Below are 21,981 nucleotides of genomic sequence, written 5' to 3'. Positions count from 1 at the left end.
ATGAAAGAAGCGAACATCAACATAAAAAGTACAACTAAAGGCTCAGACAATTTGTCTGAGCTGGTTTACCAACGCATCAAGAATGATATTTTTGATTTCAAATTGATGCCAGGTGAACGCTTTACTGAGTCAGAAGTTGCCAAAGCCTATGATGTGAGTCGGACCCCAATCCGACAAGCCTTGTATCGCTTGCAACAAGAGGGCTATGTTGATGTGAGTTTTCGGAGCGGTTGGCAGATTCGACCGCTCAATTTTCGTTACTATGAAGAGCTATACGATGTGCGTATTGTTCTAGAAAAAGATTCAATTCGGAAACTCTGTCAGATTGACCACCACAATTCGGTTGAGCTGTCGGTGTTAAAAGACCTCTGGTTAATACAACCTTCTGAGTATTTAAAAGACATTAAACAACTTTCTCAGCAAGATGAGGATTTTCATTGTGCTTTGGTCCGAGCTTCAGGTAATAATGAAATGGCGCGGATTCATCGAGACTTAAGTGAGCGTATTCGGATTATTCGCCGTTTGGATTTTTCTAAAGATTATCGGATTGACGCAACTTATCAAGAACATCAAAAAATCTTGGGTTTTATTTTCGATCGACACACTGAACAAGCGATCAATGCGATTGAAGCGCATATTATGCAAAGTCGTGATGAAGTGAAAAAGATTACCTTACAGATGTTGGATTCGAGTCAGTTTTATTAGATTGACGGTGTTAGTATTTATACGATAAATCTAAACTAAATTATCGAATAACATAAATAAGGTGTTAACAATGTCGGAATCAATTTGGTCTGAGCAGGGCGATCAAGAAATATTAGCTGTAGAGCTTAATATATATAAATTTTGTGAAGAACAAAAATTGGAACTTTTCGAGTTTTATGAGGAGGGCTTAGGAAAAGTTCTAGCAACTCATATCTATGAAGAAAAAGGATTTCCTGTAGTTTTTACAAAATATCTAGATGCACCTTTTTCTTGTGTTAATGTAGCTATTGATGCCTCTTGCAATAATGTAAAAGAATGGGAAGACCGTTTAATTAATAAATATTTTAAGAACTACCAAATATATTTTAAATTATCTGAAAGCTAGGAGACGGTCAAATAATCATGGTTTTGAGGGAGAAGACTGGGGAGCATCAGGTGTATGGAAAGAGTGCCTGAACTTGGAGATTATTTTAGTGAGATAAAGCTAGGCTTCACAAAACTCTCTTTTCCATGCCTAATTCTGCATAAAACTAACAGTTTTTATCTGTTTGCTATTTAATAATAAAAATCACATTTCAAATCATCAGACGACACATGATGAATGACCAAACACTGATCAATTTATTTCTAAAACTGGTACATAAAGAAGGTTTTTTTGCTACCTCGATTGATGGCATTACCTTGATGCGTGTTGACCACAACACACCACCGATTGCAGTATTACAAGAACCAACCCTCGTGTTTGTATTGCAAGGGCAAAAACGTGGCTATATCGGCACAGAGACTTATTCATTCAAGCAAAGCGAATGTTTAATTGTCTCAGTTTCCATGCCCTTTGATTGTGACACTATTGCCAGTCCAGAAGCACCAATGATTGCGATCAGCATGAAGTTAGAGGCAGATACTGTAAATGAGCTACTGGCTAAAACCTATTTTGAAAATTACCAGTTTAAGCCACTCACCACAGGAATGAGTGTGATCCGGTATGATCAAACGATATCGAATGTTCTTATCCGTTTATTAAATACATTGACGTCTGAACAGGATGTATTGATCTTGGGGGATCAAATTAAAAGGGAATTGCTTTATCGCGTTATTCAACATTCAGGTGCGGATGCCTTAACAGGCTTGGTCGCTCAGGGCAATCTCAGACCGATTTATAAAATTTGTGAATATATTCAACATCATTTTACCGAAAAATTAACAGTTGAGATGCTCGCAGAACAGGCCAATATGAGTACTTCTGCATTTCATAAGGCCTTTAAACAAGTCACACAATATTCACCATTGCAATATTTGAAAGTGGTTCGGTTGCATAAGGCAAAACAATTGTTGCAAAACGCAGACCAAAGTGTGGCTCAAGCGGCTTATGCTGTTGGATATCAGAGCTCTTCTCAATTTAGCCGAGAATTCAAAAAGCAATTTGGTTTTCCTCCAAAACATGCCGATACTAATACTCAAATGGAGTCATGATTAAATGAATCAAAATAGCGTAGAACAAATGAAATATATCGAAATTACACAAGCGGGCGGTCCAGAAGTATTACAAGTGACTCAAGGACCTCGACCAGAGATTAAAGCAGATGAAGTGCTCATTGAAGTCTACGCAACAGGAATCAACCGACCTGACATTCTACAGCGTCAAGGATTATACCCAATGCCTAAAGGGGTCACTCCCATCCCTGGGCTAGAGGTTTCAGGTGTAATTAGTCAAGTGGGTGATGACGTCACAAAGTTCAAGGTCGGTGATAAGGTCTGTGCACTGACGAATGGTGGTGGCTATGCAGAATACTGTGCGGTACCAGCCAACCAAACCTTAAAAATCCCAAAGAATCTGAGTTTTGTCGAAGCGGCTGCTATCCCTGAAACCTATTTTACCGTTTGGGCAAATTTATTTCAGATTGGACAGTTGAAAAAGAATGAAACCGTACTGATCCATGGTGGAGCCAGTGGTATTGGTTCCACAGCAATCAGCTTATGTCATGCGATGGGTATTAAGAACTTCTCCACTGTTGGGAGTGGTGACAAAGTTGAAAAATTAGCTTCAGTATCACAGGTAATTAACTACAAAACACAGGATTTTGAAAAAGAAGTTTTGGCCCAAACCGATGGTCAAGGTGTAGATGTGATTTTGGATATTATTGGTGCCGCTTACTTTAATCAAAACCTGAGATTATTAAAGCGTGATGGTCGATTGGTGATTATCGGTTTTATGGGTGGCAGAAAAGTCGATGGCTTTGATATACAAGAATTGATGTTAAAACGGGCAGTTGTCACAGGTTCGACAATGCGTGCCAGAACCAATGTTGAGAAAGCCCAAATTACCCAAGAACTTGAGCAGTTTGTCTGGCCTTTAATTGAAGCGGATCAATGCAAGCCAATGATCTATAAAACTTTTGCATTTGATGAAGTAGCTCAGGCACATCAATGTCTGGAAAGCAGCCAACATACGGGCAAAGTGGTACTCGAAATTAAGTCTGAATTTGCCTAATTGTGTTCAATCCATGCCTGTTCATACTCAAAACTTGAGTGTGGCAGGTGACTCAAGCAGTATGCATATAAACATAACGACCTGATGAGGAATCTCAAAATGACAACAAATCCTGATGATCGCAACCCAAGTCCAGACCATGCAGAAGACAATGCTTTTTTCCCATCGCCATATTCGCTGAGCCAATACACCTCGGCAAAAACAGATTACGATGGCACGACTTACCCAAATCCATACCAAGGCGACAAACGGATTTTAATGATTGCAACAGATGAACGTTATATCTTGATGCAAAACGAAAAATTCTTTTCTACGGGAAATCATCCAGTTGAAATGTTATTGCCAATGTTCCACTTGGATAATGCAGGTTTTGCCTTTGATGTGGCAACACTTTCGGGCAATCCAGTTAAATTGGAAATGTGGGCAATGCCGAATGAAGAACAAGTGGTCTTAGATACGTATAAAAAATATGAAAAGCAACTCAAAGCACCGTTGAAGTTAGCAGATATTCTGGAACAAGCTTTAAGTACAGATTCACCTTATGCGGGTATCTTTATTCCGGGTGGACATGGTGTTCTTGCTAAGATTCCAGAAAGTAAAGAAGTCAAACAGCTATTAAAGTGGGCCATTAAAAATGATAAATATGTGATTACGTTATGTCATGGGCCAGCCTCATTGCTTGCAGCAGCTGTAGATGAAGATCCGCAGAATTATATTTTTAAGGACTACAAGATTTGTGTGTTCCCTGATTCCCTAGACAAAGGTGCAAATATTGATATCGGCTATATGCCAGGACAATTGCCTTGGTTAGTGGGGGAAAATCTTGAAAAGCTAGGTGTCGAAATCTTAAATAAAGGCATCACAGGGCAGGTTCATCAAGATCGTAAACTATTAACAGGTGATAGCCCATTGGCTTCAAATAATCTAGGAAAACTTGCCGCGGCAACTTTATTGGCAGATCCTAATCTTCAATAAACCTTGTTATTGGAATATCTAAAAGCCTAGCTTAATTGCTAGGCTTTTATTTTTTATGAACTCGGCGAAACGTCTTAAAGCATCTTTTTGCAGATCTATCTTGCTTCAAAAGCTGAATTTTTATATTGATCTATTGCAGAAATGAACATTGAAATGACACCAAAATTACATTTATGTCATTCAAAACTATTTAAAGTAGTACAACGTTATTATCTTCTTAAGCAGGGCTTTAATAGGTTTAAGATGAAAATATTACTAGTCGAAGATGAGCAAAAAATAGGGAGTTATCTTAACCAAGCATTATCAGAAGCAGGTTATATGGTCGACTGGGTCACAGATGAAATAACAGGTAAGCATCTTGCGTTATTGTTTAGTGAATATGATTTAGTGGTCTTGGATGTTATGTTTGCTGGTTTAAATGGCTGGAATATTTTGCATGATGTGGGCAAGAATGGAAAAACCATGCCTATTTTGTTTTTGATTGCGCGTGATCAAATTGAAGAGCGAATGAAAGGGCTTGGCCTTTCATTTACTTTGGTAGAGCTTCTCACAAGGATCAAAGGTCTATTGAGTAGAGAGCAGTGGAATCATGAAATCAATCGAATTTGTGTTGCCGACCTTGAACTTGATTTATGGAAACGCAGTGTAAGCCGAGCGGGAAAACGGATTAATCTTACAGCTCAAGAATATGCATTGATTGAGTTATTCATGAGTAGACGTGGAGAGGTCTTACCGAGAGCATTAATCGCTTCACAGATTTGGGATATAACCCACGATGCAGACACTAAAATGATTGAAGTGGCGATTAGTCGTTTAAGAAATAAGATTGACCGTAATTTTCTTCCTAAACTCATCCATAACATTTATGGAATGGGTTATGTATTGGCAGAATGGCATGGGGCACTAAAAAATAAAGAAAAAGAAGATGTTCCTGAATGAACTTTGCTCAATCTTAAATTCTGTGCTTAGAAATAAATTTGTCAGCCAAGTGACAACTTAACTCCATGTTTTGGGTTAAAGTGATGTTGTTAAGAAATAGAATCCAGCAAGGAAAATCAATGAAAATATGTATTTATGGGGCTGGAAATATTGGATGTTATCTTGGTGGAAGATTAGCAGCAACAGGGTATGATGTTGACTTTATTGTGCGTCCCCAAATACAACAACAATTGCAATGCTATGGACTGACTGTTTCGGACTATCTAGGTGAAAAGAATAGTGTTCCAGCGAGTAAGCTGCAACTTAGTACTGATCCAAACATTGCTGCTCAGGCTGATATCATTTTTGTCTGTGTAAAGTCTGCCGCAACCGAACAAGTTGCACATGAGTTAAAAGAAACTCTTAAGAAAAATACCATCATTATTAGTTTTCAGAATGGCTTAAGTAACGTCGGAATTCTAAAGCAGGTTTTATCCGAACATACAATTCTTGAAGGTATGGTGCCTTTTAATGTCGCTGCTTTGGGAAATGGGGTTTTTCATCAAGGTACAGATGGGGCGCTGTATGTGAAAAAACATGCGGGCTTGAATGAGCTTGTCATCGCATTTAATAGCGCTCAGCTTGAACTGAAACTTGAAGATGATATGCAGGCAATTCAATGGGCAAAGCTATTACTAAATCTGAATAATTCAGTGAATGCGTTATCTCAGCTACCACTCAAACAGCAACTTTCAATTCGAGCCTATCGTCAATGCTTGGCAATGGCGCAGATTGAAGCTTTAGAGCTACTTAAAATCGCAAAAATTAAGCCTGCACAATTGACCGCTTTACCAGCACAGTTCGTGCCATTTGTATTAAAACTGCCCAATTCTATTTTCAATATCGTGAGCAAGAAAATGCTGGCGATTGATCCGTTGGCACGCTCATCAATGGCAGATGATCTTATGGCGGGGCGAGCCACCGAAATTGACTGGATTAATGGTGAAGTTGTTCGTTTAGCAACGCAATTAAATTTAAAAGCACCAATCAATCAAAAGCTGATTGAGTTAATTAAACAAGCTGAAATCACACCCAGAGCATGGTCAGCCAAAGCACTTAGAAATCAGTTGGAAGCGGTGAGTAAAACTGGATTTAAATAAAAGCCATAGCATATTTCTTTATATGCTATGGCGGTGATGATTTAAAAAAGTTAAGCTTTAATCGTTTCCTGAGTGCCAAATCGTGTAATCAAAGTCCCAAAGATAGTCGCGAAAATATACATAAAAATTGAGTAGACCGCAGCAGGCATGGCAATGGTGGTACTCGCCATAATGGTGAGTGCAATGGTCATGGCCAGCGTACTATTATGAATACCAATCTCAAACGCGCATGCACGAGCTTGATAAGAGCTGATTCCAAACAGTCGTGGTACAAAATAACCGACACATAGACTAATTGCACAAAATAAGGCAGTTGCAAAGCCAATTTGCCCGATATATTCGATCAGGTTATTTCGTTCTTTTATAATTGCGCCAAGGATGATAATGACAAGAAAAACCACCGCAAAGATGCGCACAGGGCGATTCAGTTTTTCTGCGGTATGCGGCGCATAATGACGGATTAGCATCCCAATACAAACAGGGACCAGAATGATGGCAAAGACTTGCAGGACTTTTGCAAATTGTAGTCCGACTTGTTGGCCTTCATTCATAAAATGCAAAATTGAGAAATTGACAATAAACGGTAAAAAGATGGCGGCAATAATGGCATTAATTGCGGTTAATGTAATATTTAGTGCGATATCACCTTTATACAAATAGCTGAATAGATTTGCGGTTGATCCACCAGGAGAAGCGGCAAGTAACATCAAACCGACTGCCAGAAGCGGCGGTAAAGCCAATATTTTACAAATTAAAAATGCAATGCCGACCAATAAAATAAGCTGACAAAACAAAGCAATGATCACCGCTTTGGGATGTTTGCTTACTCGTGCAAAGTCTTTGAGTGTGAGCTCCAAACCCAGCCCGGCCATGACAATCGCCAAGGCGATCGGTAGAAAAAGTGTGATTAGTCCAGAATCCATAAGCAGTCCTTCTTTTAGATCAATATTATTTTTCCAATTTTCTGGTTGTTTTGTCTGATCAGATTACAACTTACCGGTATCTAAGTTGATATAGTTCACATCTGAGCAAGACCTATAAACAGCAGTATTTAGCAATACTTTAAATTTTTACTATGCAAAGTAATGAATTAGCACATTTAGGTTATTAATTCTAATGATTTGTTTAGCTTAAATACTTTATTCACTTTTGCAAAAACTATTTGTGCGATAGTGCACAATTTGATTGAATTAAAATATGAAAATTAATAGGAGAAAAATCACTTTTTTTGCAAAAATTACATTTCTATAACGCTTCGGCTTTTTGGCATTTTACTATTTTTATGCTCATAAATAGATTAGAAAAGTAAGATGATTAAACTAAATGGTAAAAATATTAGTGAAGCTGAATTTAATAATTTATTTAAATTAAACAATAATATAGGTTTAATTTTTTACAAATGAAAACACGAATCATTTATGCTTGTGCTAAAATTTCACAAATCTTTAATAAAAGCTTTATACCATTCGAACAATTGGCAGAAATAGAAAAATGATATGCACAAATGGTCAATGACATATTATTCCATTAAGAATGATAATTTGCGCCAATTATTACATTGTAACTATTTATTTATACACAATTAAGTGAAAAGTTACGTGAAAAGATGACCATTTAACCGTGGCTCAAAATAAAAACTGTATATTACAAAATAGCGGAATAAATATGGATAACGTAGCTCAGCTCGAAACTGATACTAATTTCCAAAGTCGAAAAAAAATAACTTGGGTTGTGTTTAGTGTACTCATCTTATTTCTGATCTTAGGCATCGCGTATTATTTTTTGGTCTATCGATTCTATCAATCTACCGATAATGCCTATGTCCAAGCTGATGTCACTTGGGTGATGCCAAAAATCTCAGGTGAAGTCGTTGAATTGATTATTAATGACAATCAGTTTGTGAAAAAAGGAGAAGCTTTGGCTATTTTAGATCATCGTGATTATCAGGCACGTTATGATCAGGCGAAATCAGTAGTCACCTTAAAACAAGCTGCGCTTGCTGTTCAGCAACAGAATGAAAAGTCTGCAAAATCATCGATTAGTGAAGCCAATAGTGGTGTGGTTGCTGCCCAAGCAGATTTATCTCGTTTGAAAAAAGATTTCAATCGTTATCAAGATTTACTCAAAGACGGGGTGATTACCCGACAAAATTTTGAAGGCATACAATCCCAATATTTAACGGCTCAAGCACAATTGAGTAAAGCCCAAGCTGCAGTTAATGCCGCAGAGGCACAGCTCGGCAGTTTACAAGCCAGTCGTGCACAACTACTGGCAGATATTCAGAATGCCAATGCGACTTTGGATCTTTACCAGATTGACCTTTCATCTTCAAAAGTGATTAGCCCTGTTACAGGAAAGGTCGGCAGTCTTTCGATCCAGAAAGGTTCTCGTGTTTCACCACAAACACGTTTAATGGCAATTATTCCTGAGAAAAGTTTGTATGTACAAGCAAACTTCAAAGAAACCCAAATCGAGAAAATGCATATTGGGCAGGAAGTTAAATTAAAAATTGATGCTTATCCAAGTCTGACTTATACAGGGAAAATCGAAAGCTTTTCTCCAGCATCTGGCGCGACCTTTTCACTCATGCCACCAGACAACGCCACAGGAAATTTTAATAAAGTGGTGCAACGTATTCCTGTGCGGATTGCCATTGATTCAAGTCCACATATTGACCTTATAAAACCTGGAATGTCCGTCAGCGCGACTGTTGATTTAAGAACTTAATCAGAAAAGTTTTGGATATAAGAAAATGAATAAACCGAACCAAGATGAGTGGAAGTTTGCGCCAAAAACAGCTTGGCTGATTTTTGCTGCCATGATTTTTGGTAATTTCATGGCAATTCTGGATATTCAAATTGTTGCAAGTTCTTTGAATGAAGTGCAGGCAGGCATGAGTGCCAGTCGTTACGAAGTGACATGGGTGCAAACGGTCTATTTGATTGCTGAAATTATTGCAATTCCAATGTCCAGTATTGTCTCTCGGGTGCTCTCGACTCGAATTTATTACACCATTTGTGCGATCGGATTCACGATTAGTTCTTTGCTGTGTGCTTTGGCATGGAATCTGGAAAGCCTGTTGGTATTTCGCGCCATTCAGGGTTTTATGGGCGGCGGCATGATTCCTACCTCAATGACGGCGTTATACCTGCTGTTTCCTGAAGCAAAACGTGCCTTGCCGTTGGTGATGTTTGGCATGATCAGTACTTTAGGTCCAGCCATTGGCCCAACCATTGGTGGTTGGTTGACCAATAATTTCTCATGGCACTGGATGTTCCTGATTAACATCATCCCCGGTATTTTGATTGCGACAATTATTTACTCTGGACCAAATATAGACCGCGCCAATTATTCACTGATCAAAAGTATGGACTGGTTCAGTTTGATTGGTATGGCCATGTTTTTAGGTGGTTTAGAGTATTTCTTGGATGAAGGGGCGCGGCATGATTGGCTCGCCGATACAGGTGTGCGTGTTGCATTTATCATTTGCCTGATTGGTGGCATGATCTTCTTCTCACGCAGTTTTACCCAGCCTAAACCTTTGCTGGATCTGAGTGTATTTAAGAACAAAAACTTCACTTTAAGCTGCATCATTACTTTTGTGATTGGTATGGCCTTATATGGCTTGGGCTATATGATTCCTGTATTTCTTGGGCAAGTCCGAGAAATGAATAGCAGTCAAATCGGACATATCATGATGGTGACAGGGATTGTGATGTTCTGTTTTGCGCCTTTCCTTGCATGGTTGATTCCAAACTTTGATACCCGAAAAACCGTGTTTGTTGGCATGATTTTGGCGGGTTTTGGCGTTTGGCTCAATTCACATCTCAGTATTCACAGCGATTATGACTTTATGTTCTGGCCACAAATTTATCGTGGCATTGGTCTGATGATTTGTTTGATCGTGGTCTCGCATCTGGCAATGAGTACGCTGCCACTGGCTAAAGTTGCCGATGCAAGTGGTATTTATAACCTGATGCGCAATATTGGTGGCGCTGTTGGATTGGCATTGATCAACTCATCGCTCGATTGGCTGACTGCCGTGCATGTGACGCAATTGAATCAGTATATGAACCCACAGAACTGGATTTTCATTGAAAGATTAGACCAGTTGACAGCGCAATACCAAGAAGTGGGCAGTAATGCCCAACAAATCGCGCTCAGTGTGATCTACCGAGATATTCATTACCAAGCACTGACATCAAGTTTCAATGATTTATTACGTATGCTGGCCATCATCATGTTTGTGGCGGCTTTCTTAACCATCTTTATGGATAGGGGGAAGAAAATGGACATGTAGATATTCAATGCTAGAGGGTTGTTTCATATAACGAAAAAATAATCGGGGCATCGTATACAACAACATACCCCGTCATAAAAAGAACAGCGATATGAGTTTTTATATTTCTTTATGAGATAGGGGAACGTGCATATCCAAATTTAGAGGTTGAAGCAGATGATTAATACAACATATAAACTGATTTCAAGATTCAACAATAAAGAATCTACCTATGGTCAATATGTCGAGAAAGAACAGATCGATATTGATCGGCTAAAAGTCATGTATTCGATTTACGAGCAATATTATGAAAATACCAAGTTTTCCATCTTTGCGGATGATTTCAAAAAGAAAAGTGGTGCCATCTTAATCTTTAACTCGGAAACCGATGAAATCGTTGGTTTTTCTACTGTGGTTGTTCAGCATTTTTATCTGAATGGTAAGGACTACACGGTTCTATTTAGTGGTGACACCGTTATCCTTAGAGCATATTGGGGCACACGTACGTTGCAAAGTACCATGCTCAAACTCATGATTAAATTACGTGTCAAATATCCCTTTAACGAGCTGTATTGGTTATTAATTTCTAAAGGCTACAAAACCTATTTACTGCTTGCCAATAACTATTATGTGTATTACCCAAATATCAATGATGAGAACCAGCACCTTTCCAGTGTGATTGAACATTACTGTGAAAACTTTTTTGGTGAATATTATGACAAAGAAGCGGGATTATTGAATTTCGGCGATGACTATCAACCACTCAAAGGCGAGGTGGCGCCGATTACTGAGGAAATGAGAACAAAAAATCCCAATATTCATTTCTTTGAGCAAAAGAATCCGACATGGACGGTGGGCACTGAGTTGCCTTGTATTGGCCGCTTGGGGTGGAAAGATCTTGCACGGTTCCCAGTTAAATTAATGACTAAGCCTGCTAGCAAAGGCCGATGTGAAGCTTTGTTAAAAAGTCCTGCTATTCGCCGGGGAGTTTTACAATGAAGCATACAGAGTGGTTAACCTTAGGTTCACATCTAATTTTAAAACAATGGTGTGACGTTTCAGATCGAGATTTTAAAAAGCATGCGAACAGCTTAGAGCTGACGCAACGACAAATTTTAAACTTAATTTTGCAAAGCTCACATTTTGCCAAAAAGCACAATGTCAAAGATTATGCGCAATTTGTACAGGCTTTTCCTGCTTCGCGTTATAGTGCATGGCGGGAGAATATTCAGCGTTATCGAGACCAAGAATTACAACTCTCAAGCAGTAAACTGGTTCGTTTTCAACCGACTAGTGGTTCGAGTGAGCAAATTAAATTTATCCCTTACACCAAACTATTTTTGGATGAACTAGATCACGCGATTGCACCATGGATGGCCAGTCTCTATCGCAAATGCCCACAGTTACGTTCAGGCACTCATTATTGGTCAGTTTCATGGTTGCCAGAAAGCCAACGTGAAGTGCTAAAAGATAAAAATCTGAATGATGACAGTGCATTACTGGGCATTGGTAAGCGTATTTTATCTAAATTTACTCAAGCAGTTCCAAGTAATGTGGCTTTTGCTGCCAATGCCGATGATGCTTTATTTGCCACCATTTGCTATCTGGTTGCCAACCGAAATCTCGCCATGATTTCAGTATGGAGTCCAACCTTTGCTTTGCAACTTTTAGATCGTTTAGAGGCCATGCAGCAAGAGGTGATTGAAGTTTTAGAAACAGGTCGATGGGGAGCGCGCCAAGCTTCATTAAAAGAAGTCAAAGCGCCATTCAGTCCAGAAAGTGCAAAGTGTTTGATGGACAGTTCAAATGGTGAACACATTGATTTTAAAAGGTTATGGCCAATATTGAGTTTAGTGTCGAGTTGGGATACCGCAGGTTCCAAAGCTTGGGCAGAAAAACTAAAACAACGTCTTCCATCAGTACAATTTGAAGGTAAAGGCTTATGGGCAACCGAAGGTGTAGTCACCATTCCATATAACGATCATTATCCACTGGCTTATCAAAGTCATTTCTATGAATTTGAATATTTAGAAGGTGAAAAAACGGGACAAATCATTCCATCTTGGGAGCTGAAGATGGGGGATGTGGTCAGTCCAATTATCACATCAGGCAATGGTTTACTACGTTATTGCCTTGATGATTGCTTACGGGTGACCAGTTTTCTGGAACAAGTACCGTGTTTTGAGTTTCAAGGTCGCCGTTTTGGAGTGGATTTAGTGGGAGAGAAGCTTGCCCCAGAAACGGCACAACAGTTGCTTTCACAACTAAATGAAACCGACTCTAAAGCAATCTCGTTGTTGGCAATTGATACAGAACAGCAGGTCAAACCATTTTACTGCGTTCTGTTCGAGGGTGAGATTCATCACAGTATTGATGATGATTATATTGATCAGATTTTGCGTCAAAACTTTCATTATGAGCTGGCACGTAATCTCGGCCAGTTAGATCAGCCTCAGATTCGTCAAGCCAATAATGGTTGGAACGCCTACAAAAAGCTGGTGATGTTTGATGGCATCATCGAAGGTAATATTAAGCCTGAACCACTTAAGAAAGTTACCTTGAATAGTTTGGAACAACTATGAAGAAAGGGATGACGAAATTTAACCATCGATTTTTAAAGTCTCAATACGCGCTTTGTATGGGACTATTGTTGGCATCCAGTCTGGTGGATGCCATGACTTTAGATGATGCATTATCCGCCAGTTTAAGACATGAGAGCCAATTGGAGGTGAGTCGTTTAAGTGTCAATCAATCCACAGCAATGCTTGAACAGGCCAAACAACGTGATGGACTCAAAGTGAATTTGGTTGGACAACTTGATTATGAGCGGGTTGAAACGCCGACTAACGTCATGTTTCCAACTGAAGGAAACCGAAAAGGTCGTAGTTTGCAATTACAAATGGATTACCCTATCTACACATCAGGACGACATCGCTTGGGAATTGATGTTGCTAAAAATCAACTTTCTGCGCAGTCGCAAGGACTTTCGGATCAACGATCTGAAACGATTTTGAATACAGTCATGGTCTATACCGATGTACTGAAAAAGAAAGCGATTCTGGAGCTGAGAAAAAAAACCATGTCTAACTTACAGCGTTCGCTGTATGAGTCACAGCGACGTTTTGATGTGGGTATGATTACCCGTGCAGACTTGGCACAAGTGCTGGCTCAGGTGGCACAAGGTCAGGCCGATATTACGCAAGCCCAATCCAATCTCACGGTGAGTGAAGCACAGTTTTCACAAATTACGGGTCTAAGTGCAGATAATCTAAGCCCGGTTAAGCGTCTCCCTGAAATTTCTAACAGTCTGGATGAGATTTTGGCGCAAACCAAAAGTCATCCAGCTTTATTACGGGCCAAATATGAAAAGCAGGCAGCTGAAAAGCAATATGCCCTAACCAAGCGAGAACTATGGCCGACGGTTATGCTCACCAGTCGTGCGGGTGCGCAGCACGAAGCCAGTTATATTGGTTCCGAAAGTAATAATTACATGGTCGGAGTGCAGCTTAATGTGCCACTTTATGACGATGGCTTGAATCGCGCCAATACGCGTAAAGCACAAGCGGATGTTGATCTGGCCAACCAAAAAATTCGTAGTCTTGAACTGGATTTGAATCAACGTACACGGACCACCTATGCGCAGTTGCAGACCATCCGTCAGAACAAAGACGCACTACAAAATGCCATTGATGCCGCTTCAATTGCCTTTGTTTATACCCGTAAAGAATTTGAATTGGGCACCAAAACCACTTTTGATTTATTAAATACTGAACAAAAGTTATTGGATGTTCAAACTCAGAAAACGGTCAACGAGCAGGATGAAATTGTTTTTGTGTATCAGCTCTTAGACCAAATGGGACATCTCAATGATTTGGTGTCTACACAAAATACACAACAGGTGAATAATTAATGAAAACAAATCCACCAAATACTCAAAATAATTCGTTGCTTACCCGTGAAGCAACCTTGGCTGATGATCAAGCCTTACGTGAGCTGATTGCGGTGCCGATGACCACCAAAGGGGTGCAAATCAGTTTTCAGCGTGAACCCAGTTATTTTAAGGCTTCGGATATTCTGTATCGACATAAGCTGCATGTGGTGATTGAAGATACGCAAAGTCAGAAAAATGTCGCCTGTTATAGCAATGGTCATCGTCCATGCTATGTCGATAAAACAGTACAAAATGTACGCTATGCCAGTGATTTGCGTGTTGATCCAAACTATCGTGGTAAATCATTGGTCAAGGCTTTGGGTGTACATGTCAAACAAACCATGCATCAACCTGATTTTAGCCAGATGATCATCTTTAATGATAATTATGCTGCACGAGCGGCAATACAAACTGGAAAAACAGGAATTCCTGATTATTATGATGAAGGACTGATAGAAACACTAACGCTGACCCATCTTGGGACAAAGGCAAAAATTAAAGCCTTCTTAGATCAGAAGGCTCAAGCTGATACAGCGAACTGTGAAATTCAGTCACGTGCAGCGCAGCCAGAAGATATTACTGCTATGAATCGATTTATTGCAGAGATGTCGCAGCATTATAATTTTATCCCAGCATATAATTTTGAAGAATTACACGCAGGGCATCAGTATTTTACTGGCTTGAAGCTTTCGGATTTTCAGCTGTATTTTCAAGATGAGAAACTCGTCGGAATGTTTGGGTTATGGGATCAACATGGCCTTAAACAAACCAAAATCTTGCATTACAGTTCAGCGATTGGTGTACTACGTCCGATCTATAATTTACTGACCAAAGTCACTAAAGGCATGCCATTACCTAAACTTGGTGATTCCTTAAAATATCATGTGTTACACAGTTTATTGTGCCATCCACAGCAGTTAGCACTGCATCATTTAATGCTTGGAGATGCGCAAAAACTCTCTAAGCAACGCGGTGTAGGAATTGTCAGCTTTACCTTATCGCATCAAGATCCTCGTTTTCAGCTGAATCAGTTTTATAAAGGTGAACGATTAACAGGCATGCATGGCTTTATTAGTTTTCTGGGTGATCCACGTCCAAACTTTGATAAGAACTTGATCCCGTATTTAGAAGTTGGGCGAATTTGATTGGAGCAATAAAAAAACGCCTCAAAGTGCGTAAATGATTGGGCTTTGAGGCGTTTTTTATCTGTAAATAGATTAGGCTTTTAGTCCTTGAGCATACTCAACCAATTGATCAATCACTGTTCCCCAACCTTCAAAGAAGCCCATGTCTTCGTGTTGCTGGCGAGTTTCAGCAGTACGGTGTCTGGCAATTGCAGTATATTTGGTTGCTCCGTTACCTGCATCTTCAAGCAACAGAATCGCAGTCATAAATGGATTCTCAGCAGGTTTCCAGTCCTCAGTATAAGTATCGGTAAAGACCAGTTTTTTGCCATCAATCACTTCTAGGTAAACACCTTCATTCTTGATTTCATTGCCATCCACATCAAAGATGGTGTTGAATTTCCCACCCACTCGTAAATCAATTTCACAGGCTTTAATCGAGTGCGGGCGAGGAATAAAGAAGTGTTGGATGTGTTCAGGTGTGGTCCAGCATTCCCAGACCAGTTCACGCGGCACATCAATCACTCTTTCTAGTTTTAAATCAGTTTTTGGATCCAGTTTCATTTTCTCTTTTCCTTTTTAATTCGAGTGCATAACGATCAAATTGATTAAGTCGTTGTTCCCAGATTGCCCGTTGCTCACTTAACCAATTTTGCATGGGGGTGAATGCATCGGGTGTCAGAGCACAAGTTCTGATTCGTCCATTTTTTTCTGAATGAATAAGTCCTGCTTCTTCTAATTTATTTAAATGTTTTAGAAAAGATGGCAGGGCCATGTCATGTTGTTCAGCCAGTTCAGTGATCGATGCTGTCCCAAAAGACAGTCGCGTTAAGATATCTCTGCGCGTTGGATCACTGAGAGCACTGAATAACAAATCGAGTTTAGAATCATACTTAGCCATAAAGCTAAGTATTGCACAAAAAATATTCATCTTGCAATAAAAAACTTAGCTTTTTAGCTAAGTTTTTTATTGCTGTTTGTATAGCTCTATTCTTCCTGTTTGTTGGTTAAAATAACACCAATAAAGCTTAGGCTGCCACCCACCAGCATTGACCAGGTGATGGGTTCATTCAGAATAAGAAATGCCAGTAAGACTGCAAATACAGGTACTAAATTATTAAATACGATGGTTCGAGATGCACCAATGCTGTGAATCGCCTCGGCATACCAGACAAAAGTTAGTACAGTACCAAAGGCACCTAGAAATACAATTGATAACCCGCTACGAAGAGAAATATGCGGCAGAGAAAACTGCATAAATTCAGGCATAAGACTGATGAATAGAAATAATGTTCCCCAAAGTACTGAATACGTGGTCATGGTTAAAGCGGGTGCACGGGTCTGCTTAAAGCAGATTGTGTAAATGACCCAACTGAAGACCGCGCCACACATCATCATTTCACCCGCGCCAAAAGATTGAGTGAATGCAGCAAAAAATTCACCTTTACTCACGACGATGAGTGTGCCGATTAAAGCAAGACATACACCTAAATAATTTATTCTCCGAAGCCTTTCCTGAAAGAAAATCCGCATTGCCAAGATGGTTAAAATAGGGGATAAACTCACAAACAGTGCAGTTCTGCCTGCTTCAATTCTGGATAGAGCAGCAAAGAAAAATAAATTATAAGCAAGTACACCGGTCAATCCCATCAAGATGGCATAGACATGCTGTTGTACAGAAAGATTGGGAAATCCTCCTGTACTTTTCAACAAGATCAAGACCAGTAAGATCGCAGCAAAGCCAAAGCGTAATAATGCAGATAAGTTCGGAGAGAGTTCCGCAGCAACAATGCGTCCTGCGATGAAGGTACCACCCCACATCATGGCAACACAGATCAGCTTAAAATAAACAGTGGAGCTCGAAAGAGAAATGGCTAAATGACGCATGCAATTTTTAATCAATATAGAATTGAATCAAATCCTAAAACTAATTTATTTTTATAGTAAAATGAGCTTTTACTCATGAATGCATCATGATGACCCTAACCCAACTCGAAATATTTTCAAAACTCGCGGAACTAAAAAATTTTACCCATACTGCACAACTACTGAATATTTCACAGTCAGCGATTTCGCATGCACTTAAATCGTTGGAAAAGAAATGGGAAACCCAACTGTTTTATCGAAATAACAATGAAGTCGAACTGACAGCTGCAGGACAACGCTTACTGCCTTATGTAAATGAAATCTTGAATGTTTCTAACATTATTCATCAAGAAGTAATGGATCTAAAGGGTCTAAAAGCGGGAACTTTAAGGATTGGGTCTTTTGGTGCATCATCTTCCAATGTGCTGATTCCAATGATTTTAAAACAATTTACGCAGCAATATCCTGATGTTGAGGTGTTGATGCTAGAAGGAACTGATAAAAAAGTATTGCAATGGATAGATGAACGCAAAGTTGATCTTGGCTTTGTGGTGCTGCCTGAAACCCGCTTTGATAGCTTTGCTTTGTTGGAGGATATCTTTGTTGCTTTATTGTCTAAGGATTTAGAGATTGCACAAAAGCCAGCAGTGCAATTGCAAGAGCTGATTGATCATCCTTTTATCCTGACCAGTGCGGGCAGTCAAAACCATGTCATGGAACTTTTTAAGGCTGCGCAACTCACGCCTCAGATTAAGTATAACTTGTCGCAAATCCTGTCGATTTTAAATATGGTCAATCACGGTGCTGGCGTTTCAATTGTGGCGGATTTAGCCCTAGACAAAAATATTCTTCAGCTATATCCCAATGTGGTAAAGCGGCCATTATCTCCCAATACCAAACGTTCAATAGGACTCGCGGTCAAAAACAAGCAACAGATGACACCGATTGCAAAAGCCTTTGTTGAGATTGCCATGCAGCTCTAAGTTTAGGTCAATATGGCAAAACCTGTTTAATTGTTCATAAAAAGGCTAGAAAAACAGACAAAAGTTATCAATTACACAAAATACTTCTATAATAGCGCCCATCAATACTAAGGTCAGTGTTTAGATAGAGTCATAAGACGACCTTAGCCACAGTTTTTTAAGTCCATTTGTGATCCACGATTCGGCTTATAGATTAATATTTTCAATCTTATGTACTTGCAACACATAAGAATATTTAGGTGCTCGCATGGAAATCAAGGTTAATTATCTCGACAATCTTCGCCAAGAAGCGAAGTTTGATGACTTTACGGTAATCGCCGATCAGCCGATTCGTTATAAAGGCGATGGTTCTGCACCAGGTCCATTTGATTATTTCCTTGCTTCATCTGCGTTATGTGCAGCTTACTTTGTCAAAGTGTATTGTGCTGCGCGTGATATTCCAACGGACAACATTCGTTTATCGCAGAACAATATTGTTGATCCTGAAAATCGTTATAAACAAATTTTTAAAATTCAGGTTGAATTACCAGCTGATATTTCTGAAAAAGACCGTCAAGGTATCTTGCGTTCAATCGATCGCTGTACGGTTAAGAAAGTGATTCAAACCGGACCAGAATTTATCATTGAAGAAGTTGAAAGCATTGATGCAGATGCACAAGCCTTATTGATGCCAAGCCTTGCCTCTGAAAGCAGCACCTATATTGCGGGTAAAGACCTGCCATTAGAAGAGACCATTGCCAATATGTCAGGGATTTTGGCAGGTCTAGGCATGAAGATTGAAATCGCATCTTGGCGCAATATCGTACCAAATGTCTGGTCCTTGCATATCCGAGATGCACAATCACCAATGTGCTTTACCAATGGTAAAGGCTCAACCAAAGAAAGTGCTTTGGCATCGGCTTTAGGTGAGTTCATTGAACGTTTAAACTGTAACTTCTTCTATAACGACCAGTTCTGGGGTGAGGACATTGCCAATGCAGAATTTGTGCATTATCCAGATGAGAAGTGGTTTAAACCGGGTCCAAATGGCGAATTACCAAAAGAAATTTTGGATGAATATTGTCTCGAAATTTATAACCCAGATGATGAGTTACTCGGTACGCATTTATATGATACCAACTCAGGGAATACGGAACGTGGTATTTGTTCATTGCCATTTGTACGCCAATCAGATGATGAAATTGTCTATTTCCCATCAAACCTGATTGAGAACTTATATCTCAGTAATGGGATGAGTGCGGGCAATACCTTGGCAGAAGCTCAAGTTCAATGTCTCTCTGAAATTTTTGAACGTGCGGTTAAACGTGAAATTCTGGAAGGTGAAATTGCATTACCCGATGTGCCGCATGAAGTATTGGCCAAATACCCAAGTATTGTGGCAGGCATCCAAGGCTTGGAAGAGCAAGGCTTTCCAGTTCTCGTCAAAGATGCATCATTAGGCGGTCAATTCCCTGTGATGTGTGTGACTTTAATGAACCCACGTACAGGCGGTGTATTTGCGTCATTTGGTGCGCACCCAAGCTTGGAAGTGGCATTAGAGCGTAGTTTGACTGAATTGTTGCAAGGCCGTAGTTTTGAAGGTTTGAACGATTTACCGCAACCGACATTCCAAAGCAATGCAGTCACTGAACCAAACAACTTCGTTGAACACTTTATTGATTCAAGCGGCTTGGTCTCTTGGCGTTTCTTTAGTGCCAAATCGGATTATGACTTTGTCGAGTGGGACTTCACCAATGAAGGTGAGAATTCAAATGCTGAAGAAGCAGCAGAATTGTTCGGCATCCTTGAAGAAATGGGCAAAGAAGTCTACATGGCGGTGTATGAGCACTTAGGCGCAACCGCATGTCGTATCTTGGTGCCTGATTATTCTGAAATTTATTTGGTAGAAGACCTAATTTGGGACAATACCAATAGAGCCATCTTATTCCGTGAAGACATTCTCAATCTACATCGTTTAGATGACGAACAATTGGAAGCCTTGGTTGAGCGTTTAGAAGAATGCGAACTGGATGATTACACCGAAATCACCACCTTGATCGGGATTGAGTTTGATGACAATACGGTATGGGGTCAGCTAACTCTGCTTGAGTTAAAATTGTTGATCTATCTTGCTTTAGAGCAGTTTGAAGAAGCGAAAGAGTTGGTTGAGACTTTCTTGCAATACAATACCAACACGGTAGAACGTGGTTTGTTCTATCAATGCATGAATGTGGTGTTGGAAGTCTTACTCGATGATGAAATGGAGCTTGAAGACTACGAAACCAATTTCCGCCGTATGTTTGGCAATGAGCGTATGGATGCTGTGGTCGGTTCTGTTGAAGGTACAGTCCGTTTCTATGGTCTCACCCCAACCAGTATGAAACTCGAAGGGCTTGATCGTCATTTACGTCTCATCGACAGCTATAAGAAATTGCATAAAGCCCGTGCTAAGGCAGTTGGCTTAACTGGCTAAAACTCAATAAATATTGTTTTAAAAAGTGCATGTTGATCATGCACTTTTTTTTATTTAGAACCCATAAAATTTTGTTTTTGAGTCACTCAAAATTTTAATCAATTGATGGCTTGACCTTGCAATTATTGGAAGGACTACAGTGTCTTTCATAAAGGTCACTGTGCCACATAAGATAGAAACGCTGATCTATTGACGGTGTTACTGCCTTTATTTTCATCCATATAGCACGCCAATCACATCTGAAATGAATGTGATGCTGCTGAATAGCAAGGAAACAATAATGAGTGAACAACAATTGGCAATAACGCCTAACGAAAATGATGCAAGTGATATTTATAGCCTCTCTACGCGTGCTTATATGGAACTAAGGAGCCGTATGCATGCTGATATGCAAATCAATTACACAGGCAATGCCGACATCGATTTTATGCGTGGAATGATTCCACATCATCAAGTGGTCATAGATATGGCCAAGGTTGCCTTGAAATATTGTTATGATTCAGAAGTTCGCATGTTGGCAAAAAATATTATTTTGGCTCAAGATATTGAAATTAAAGTGATCAATGCTTGGTTACAACGGCATTTATTATAAAGCTTTCGATCTTATTCTTGATTTGATAGTTCCATCAATAAAAGGCTGAATCAAAACAGCCTTTTATTGATTACAGCTTTTCGTAATTAGATAGAAAGGTAGCGATTATGCCGAAGATAACCGTGCTTCCACATGAAAAAGTCTGTCCAGAAGGCAGTATTCTAGACATTAAAACGGGTGCAAATCTATGTAGAACTTTACTCGATCATGGGATTGAAATTGAACATGCCTGTGATCTTTCAGGAGCTTGTACCACCTGCCATGTCATTATTCGAAAAGGCTTTGAAAGTTTGCAGGAAATGGATGATGTTGAGGCTGACTTGCTTGATCGTGCTTGGGGTTTGTGCCCAGAATCACGACTGTCTTGTCAGGTGAATATTCAGGATCAGCCTTTAGAAATAGAAATCCCTAAATATACGATCAATTATGTTTCCGAAAAGAAGGAATGATCACATAAAATATTGTTGATTTTAATGTGTAAAAGACTTGACCTTACCATTATGGC

The 21,981-nt window shown here is 39.6% G+C and carries 21 protein-coding genes; 17 read left to right on the top strand and 4 right to left on the bottom strand.

Annotated features, from left to right (window positions below):
• The 7 genes from MN869_RS01405 (at nt 1) to MN869_RS01375 (ending at nt 6,249) form a co-directional block, all read left to right on the top strand.
• Complete coding sequence (locus MN869_RS01405) at nt 1-705, top strand: GntR family transcriptional regulator (RefSeq protein ID WP_033132857.1); 705 nt, start codon at nt 1-3, stop codon at nt 703-705.
• 70 nt (nt 706-775) lie between these two features.
• Nucleotides 776-1,090, top strand: a complete 315-nt coding sequence (locus MN869_RS01400) for a hypothetical protein (protein WP_033132856.1) — start codon at nt 776-778, stop codon at nt 1,088-1,090.
• Nucleotides 1,091-1,299: 209 nt separating this feature from the next.
• Complete coding sequence (locus tag MN869_RS01395) at nt 1,300-2,178, top strand: AraC family transcriptional regulator (RefSeq protein WP_033132855.1); 879 nt, start codon at nt 1,300-1,302, stop codon at nt 2,176-2,178.
• 4 nt (nt 2,179-2,182) lie between these two features.
• Nucleotides 2,183-3,196: an NAD(P)H-quinone oxidoreductase gene (locus MN869_RS01390; RefSeq protein ID WP_033132854.1), complete on the top strand. Its 1,014-nt coding sequence runs from the start codon at nt 2,183-2,185 to the stop codon at nt 3,194-3,196.
• A 99-nt stretch (nt 3,197-3,295) separates the two neighbouring features.
• Entirely contained in the window at nt 3,296-4,171 is an 876-nt protein-coding gene (gene hchA / locus MN869_RS01385; RefSeq protein WP_033132853.1) for a glyoxalase III HchA, read from the top strand.
• A gap of 243 nt (nt 4,172-4,414) precedes the next feature.
• Entirely contained in the window at nt 4,415-5,110 is a 696-nt protein-coding gene (locus tag MN869_RS01380) for a winged helix-turn-helix domain-containing protein (protein ID WP_033132901.1), read from the top strand.
• 119 nt (nt 5,111-5,229) lie between these two features.
• Nucleotides 5,230-6,249, top strand: a complete 1,020-nt coding sequence (locus MN869_RS01375; protein ID WP_033132852.1) for a 2-dehydropantoate 2-reductase — start codon at nt 5,230-5,232, stop codon at nt 6,247-6,249.
• Between the two features lie 50 nt (nt 6,250-6,299).
• On the opposite strand, the gene MN869_RS01370 is transcribed toward MN869_RS01375, so the two are convergent.
• The gene (locus MN869_RS01370) at nt 6,300-7,172 is read right to left on the bottom strand and encodes a bile acid:sodium symporter family protein (RefSeq protein WP_033132851.1); all 873 of its coding nucleotides are present in this window, start codon (nt 7,170-7,172) and stop codon (nt 6,300-6,302) included.
• 742 nt (nt 7,173-7,914) lie between these two features.
• Between MN869_RS01370 and MN869_RS01365 the strand changes: the two genes are divergently transcribed.
• The 6 genes from MN869_RS01365 to MN869_RS01340 all read left to right on the top strand — a co-directional run bounded on the left by MN869_RS01365 (nt 7,915) and on the right by MN869_RS01340 (nt 15,604).
• Nucleotides 7,915-8,976 (top strand): HlyD family secretion protein, encoded by a 1,062-nt coding sequence (locus MN869_RS01365; protein ID WP_033132850.1) that lies wholly within the window; start codon nt 7,915-7,917, stop codon nt 8,974-8,976.
• A gap of 25 nt (nt 8,977-9,001) precedes the next feature.
• Complete coding sequence (locus tag MN869_RS01360; protein WP_005203801.1) at nt 9,002-10,549, top strand: DHA2 family efflux MFS transporter permease subunit; 1,548 nt, start codon at nt 9,002-9,004, stop codon at nt 10,547-10,549.
• A 156-nt stretch (nt 10,550-10,705) separates the two neighbouring features.
• On the top strand, nt 10,706-11,527 hold the full coding sequence (locus tag MN869_RS01355; RefSeq protein ID WP_033132849.1) for a hypothetical protein: 822 nt from the start codon (nt 10,706-10,708) through the stop codon (nt 11,525-11,527).
• The gene (locus tag MN869_RS01350) at nt 11,524-13,110 is read left to right on the top strand and encodes a GH3 auxin-responsive promoter family protein (protein WP_033132848.1); all 1,587 of its coding nucleotides are present in this window, start codon (nt 11,524-11,526) and stop codon (nt 13,108-13,110) included. The genes MN869_RS01355 and MN869_RS01350 overlap by 4 nt, the downstream gene beginning before the upstream one ends.
• Nucleotides 13,107-14,438 carry a TolC family protein gene (locus MN869_RS01345; protein WP_005203796.1) on the top strand — a complete coding sequence of 444 codons (1,332 nt, stop codon included), beginning with the start codon at nt 13,107-13,109 and terminating at the stop codon, nt 14,436-14,438. The genes MN869_RS01350 and MN869_RS01345 overlap by 4 nt, the downstream gene beginning before the upstream one ends.
• Nucleotides 14,438-15,604: a hypothetical protein gene (locus MN869_RS01340; RefSeq protein ID WP_005203790.1), complete on the top strand. Its 1,167-nt coding sequence runs from the start codon at nt 14,438-14,440 to the stop codon at nt 15,602-15,604. Before MN869_RS01345 ends, MN869_RS01340 begins: the two co-directional genes overlap by 1 nt.
• A gap of 72 nt (nt 15,605-15,676) precedes the next feature.
• On the opposite strand, the gene MN869_RS01335 is transcribed toward MN869_RS01340, so the two are convergent.
• From MN869_RS01335 to MN869_RS01325, 3 genes are all read right to left on the bottom strand, one after another.
• Nucleotides 15,677-16,147, bottom strand: a complete 471-nt coding sequence (locus MN869_RS01335; RefSeq protein ID WP_005188300.1) for an SRPBCC family protein — start codon at nt 16,145-16,147, stop codon at nt 15,677-15,679.
• Nucleotides 16,125-16,484: a metalloregulator ArsR/SmtB family transcription factor gene (locus MN869_RS01330; protein ID WP_004653570.1), complete on the bottom strand. Its 360-nt coding sequence runs from the start codon at nt 16,482-16,484 to the stop codon at nt 16,125-16,127. Before MN869_RS01330 ends, MN869_RS01335 begins: the two co-directional genes overlap by 23 nt.
• Before the next feature lie 86 nt (nt 16,485-16,570).
• Entirely contained in the window at nt 16,571-17,470 is a 900-nt protein-coding gene (locus tag MN869_RS01325) for a DMT family transporter (protein WP_033132847.1), read from the bottom strand.
• 89 nt (nt 17,471-17,559) lie between these two features.
• On the opposite strand from MN869_RS01325, the gene MN869_RS01320 reads away from it, so the two are divergent.
• The 4 genes from MN869_RS01320 (at nt 17,560) to fdx (ending at nt 21,925) form a co-directional block, all read left to right on the top strand.
• The gene (locus MN869_RS01320) at nt 17,560-18,432 is read left to right on the top strand and encodes a LysR family transcriptional regulator (RefSeq protein WP_033132900.1); all 873 of its coding nucleotides are present in this window, start codon (nt 17,560-17,562) and stop codon (nt 18,430-18,432) included.
• Between the two features lie 247 nt (nt 18,433-18,679).
• A complete protein-coding gene (locus MN869_RS01315; protein ID WP_033132846.1) occupies nt 18,680-20,884 on the top strand; it encodes an OsmC domain/YcaO domain-containing protein in 2,205 nt (734 codons plus the stop codon).
• A 280-nt stretch (nt 20,885-21,164) separates the two neighbouring features.
• Nucleotides 21,165-21,476: a DUF305 domain-containing protein gene (locus MN869_RS01310; protein ID WP_005188315.1), complete on the top strand. Its 312-nt coding sequence runs from the start codon at nt 21,165-21,167 to the stop codon at nt 21,474-21,476.
• 107 nt (nt 21,477-21,583) lie between these two features.
• Nucleotides 21,584-21,925, top strand: a complete 342-nt coding sequence (fdx, locus tag MN869_RS01305) for an ISC system 2Fe-2S type ferredoxin (RefSeq protein ID WP_005188318.1) — start codon at nt 21,584-21,586, stop codon at nt 21,923-21,925.
• Nucleotides 21,926-21,981 lie beyond the last annotated feature (56 nt).

Source organism: Acinetobacter sp. NIPH1876 (assembly GCF_022808535.1).
Taxonomy (GTDB): domain Bacteria; phylum Pseudomonadota; class Gammaproteobacteria; order Pseudomonadales; family Moraxellaceae; genus Acinetobacter; species Acinetobacter higginsii.
Note: the sequence above shows the minus strand (reverse complement) of the source record. Positions and strands in the feature narration are given on the sequence as shown.